This is a genomic window from Streptomyces sp. NPDC060366, from assembly GCF_042725135.1.
GTDB lineage: Bacteria > Actinomycetota > Actinomycetes > Streptomycetales > Streptomycetaceae > Streptomyces.
In genome coordinates, this window is the sequence record NZ_JBHXDC010000037.1 from 17,964 (window position 1) to 21,995 (window position 4,032).

The following is a 4,032-nucleotide window of genomic DNA, read 5'->3' on the forward strand; positions in this document are numbered from 1 at the left end:
GGGGTTCCACAGGCGGTGGCGCGCGCCCGGGGCCGGCGCCCGGGGGGCCCCCCCCCCACCCCGGGGGGGGGCGGCACGCCGCGCTCACTCCAGGCCGAGTTCCTGCTCGATCAGGGCGAACATCTCGTCATCGGTCGCGTCGTCCAGACCCGACTCGCGCTCCGACCGCTCTGCCTCGTCCAGCCGCCGCAGCAGTGTCCGCAGCCGCGTCTCCACCTCGGCGCGGGTCCCGGCGTCCGGCCGTACGGCCAAGGCGGCCTCCAGCCGCTTCAGTTCCCCGAGGACGGACGGCTCGGCCTCGGCGCCTTCGAGTCCCAACTCGTCGCGCAGATGCGCGGCGAGCGCGTGAGGCGTGGGGTAGTCGAAGATCAGGGTGGCGGCCAGGCGCAGACCGGTGGCCGCGTTCAGGCGATTGCGCAGCTCCACGGCGGTCAGGGAGTCGAAGCCGAACTCCTTGAACGTACGGTCGGCCTCCAGTCCGTCCGCCGAGCCGTGGCCGAGGACGACGGCGGTGTTGCCGCGCACCACGGCGAGCAGCTCCTCCAGACGGCGGGCCTCGGGCAGGGGCGTCAGCCGCTCGGCGAGTGACTGGCCGTCACCGCGCGCCGTCTCACCCGCCGCAGCGGCCCGGCGCACGGCGACGCGTACCAACCCACTGAGCAGTGCGGGGAGTTCACCGCCCTCCGCCTGGCCGCGCAGCGCCGGCAGGTCGAGTGCCACGGGGACGAGCTGTGCGTAGGGCGTGCGCAGGGCGGCGTCGAACATCGCCAGCCCCGCCTCGGCGGCCAGCGGCGCGATGCCCTGCCGGGACAGGCGCGCGATGTCCGCCTGCCCCATATGGGCGGTCATACCACTGGTCTGTGCCCAGTAGCCCCAGGCCAGCGAGGTGGCGGGCAGACCCTCGGCCCTGCGGCGGGCGGCGAGCGCGTCCAGGAAGGCGTTGGCGGCAGCGTAGTTCGCCTGCCCGGGGGTACCGAAGACACCGGCAGCCGAGGAGAACAGGACGAAGGCGGCCAGGTCGGCGTCCCGCGTCAGCTCGTGCAGGTTGAGCGCCGCGTCGACCTTCGGCCGCAGGACGCGGTCCAGCCGGCCGGTGTCCAGCGCGCCGAGCAGCGCGTCGTCCACGATGCCCGCGGCGTGCACGACGGCTGTCAGCGGCCGGTCGGACGGGACGGTTGCCAGCAGCTCCGCCAGGGCCTCGCGGTCCACCGCGTCACAGGCCGCCACCGTCACCTCGGCGCCCATCGCGGTGAGTTCCGCGCGCAGTTCGTCGGCGCCGTCGGCCGCGGGCCCCCGGCGGCTCGTCAGCATCAGGTGCCGTACTCCGTGAGTGGTGATCAGATGCCGGGCGAGCAGACCGCCCAGTACCCCGACACCGCCGGTGATCAGTACCGTCCCGTCCGGGTCGAGCGTGCGCGGCACGGTCAGGACCATCTTGCCGGTGTGCCGGGCCTGGCTCATGAAGCGGAACGCCTCGGGGGCCTCGCGCACGTCCCACGGCTGGACCGGCAGAGAAGTCAGGGCCCCGCTCTCGAACAGCTCACGCAGATCGGCGAGCATCTCCGCGATCCGGTCGGGGTCGACCTCGCGCAGGTCGTAGGCGTCGTAGCGGATCCCGGGCCACCGCTCGGCGAGTTCGTCCGCTCCGCGGATGTCGGTCTTGCCCATCTCCAGGAACCTGCCGCCGGGTGCCAGCAGCCCGAGCGAGGCGTCGACGAACTCCCGTGCCAGGGAGTTGAGTACGACGTCCACGCCCTTGCCGTCCGTCGTCTTCCGGAACCGTTCCTCGAAGTCCAGGTCACGCGATGACGCCGCGTGTGCGGCATCCACCCCGAGGGAACGCAGCAACTCCTGCTTCGCCGGGCTCGCGGTCCCGAACACCTCCAGCCCCCAGTGGCGGGCGAGTTGGATGGCCGCCATGCCGACACCACCCGTCGCCGCGTGGATCAGCAGCTTCTCCCCCGGCCGTACCCCTGCCAGGTCCACCAGGCCGAAGTAGGCGGTGAGGAAGACGACGGGGATCGCCGCGGCTTCCTCGTACGACCAGCCGGACGGCATCCGGACAACCATCCGCCGGTCCGTCACTGAGACCGGTCCGAACGCACCGCCCAGGAAGAGCCCCATCACCTGGTCGCCCACGCCGAGGTCGGTGACCCCCGGGCCGACCTCCAGAACGACGCCCGCGCCTTCACTGCCCATGATCGCCGCACCCGGATACATACCGAGTGAGATCAGCACGTCCCGGAAGTTCATTCCGGCGGCGCGGATCGCGACCCGGATCTCGCCGGCGGCCAGGGGCTCGTCGGCATGGGAGGTGGCGATGAAGGCGAGTTGCTCCAGCGTGCCCGGACTGGTCGTCTCCAGACGCCAGCCGGTGTGCGACGGCGGTACGAGAGCGGAACCTGGCCCGGTCGGCCGCGCGAGCCTGGGCACCAGCGCGGAGCCCTTCCGGACGGCGAACTGCGGTTCACCGTGGCGTACGGCGGCGCGCAGCGCCGGGACGAGCACGGAGAGGGAGTCCTCATGACCGTCGAGGTCCACCAGCAGGAAACGATCGGGGTTCTCGGTGACCGCACTGCGGACCAGGCCCCACACCGCGGCGGCGGACAGATCGACGGACTCCTCGCCGGCACCGGTGGTGACGGCATCGCGCGTGACGACCACCAGCCGCGTCCCGGGGGCCCGCCGCTGCTCCTGGTCCTGCTCCTCCGCCAGCCAGCGCTGAAGCTCGGCGAGCACATCCCCCGTCGCCTGTCGTACGGCGGCGGCGACCCCTTCCGCCGTACCGCCTGCCGGGGCACCGACCGGGAGCAGGAAGAACTCGGGGTCTTCGCCGGCACCGTCGCCGGACACGGTCACCACCGGGACACCCACGCCTTTCAGCGCGGCCGTCAGCCACCGGGAGTCGTCACCGAGCACCGCACACACGGGAGTTGCCTCCTCGGCGGTGGAAGACGCGGAGGCGGAGGCAGTAGGGGTGGCGGCCGAGGCAGTAGGGGTGGCGGCGACGGCGAGACGACCCGGGGTCCACTCCACGGTGTACGGCAGATCCGCCGTCGCGGCGGCCCGCGCGGCCTCCAGCCCCACGGCAGGCCGCAGGACCAGCGAGCCCACGGTCAGTACCAACTGCCCTGCCGGGTCTGCCACATCGACGCGTACCGCGTCCTCACCGGTCGGCGTCACCCGTACCCGCACGACCGACGCTCCGCTCCGGCCGAGCGTCACATCCGAGAGCACGAACGGCACCAGGACACCGCCGTCGGCACCCCCGAGCGCGGTATGCAGAACGGCGTCCAGCAGCGCCGGATGCATACCGAACCGCTCGGCGTCCGCACGTACGGACTCGGGTAGCACGACCTCGGCGCTGATCACCTCGCCCTCCCGCCACAGCTCCCGCACACCGCGGAAGGCGTCCCCGTACGCATAGCCCCGGTCGGCCAGATCAGCGTAGAACTCCTCAGCTGCGACCCGCTCGACGCCCTGGCCGCCGGCCGGCGGCCAGGCGAACCCGGCTCCGGTCACGGCGTCCACCGACATCCCGAGCGCACCCTCCGCGTGCCGCGTCCACTCGTCGGCGTCCTTGGACCTGGAGAACACGATCAGCGAACAGCGCCCGGCGTCGTCCGCCTTCTCCACGACCACCTGGAGGCGCACCGTCTCCGACCCGTGCAGCACCAGGGGCGCCTTGACCATCAGCTCCTCGACGGAGTCGCATCCGACCTCGTCACCGGCCCGGAAGGCCAACTCAAGGAAGAGCGCTGCGGGTACGAGAGTGGTGCCGGTGACGGTGTGGTCGGCCAGCCAGGGGTGGGTGCGGAGAGAGAGCGTACCGGTGAAGGTGGTGGTCCGGTCTTCGGTGGCCGCGTCTATCGCTGCGCCGACGAGGGGGTGGTTGGTGTGCTGGAGTCCGAGGGTGGTGGGGTCGCTGCCGGTTCCGGTGGGTGTGTCGTTGAGCCAGTAGTGGTGGTGTTGGAAGGCGTAGGTGGGGAGGGTGGTGGGTTGGGTGGTGGGGGTGGGCCAGGTGGTGGGTGT

At 72.3% G+C, this 4,032-nt stretch carries 1 protein-coding gene; it reads right to left on the bottom strand.

The window, feature by feature from the left end; all coding sequences use genetic code 11:
* Positions 1–84: 84 nt before the first annotated feature.
* Positions 85–4,032: SDR family NAD(P)-dependent oxidoreductase (locus ACFWHU_RS38100; RefSeq protein WP_387230896.1), on the bottom strand; the 3,948-nt coding region annotated here is incomplete at its 5' end.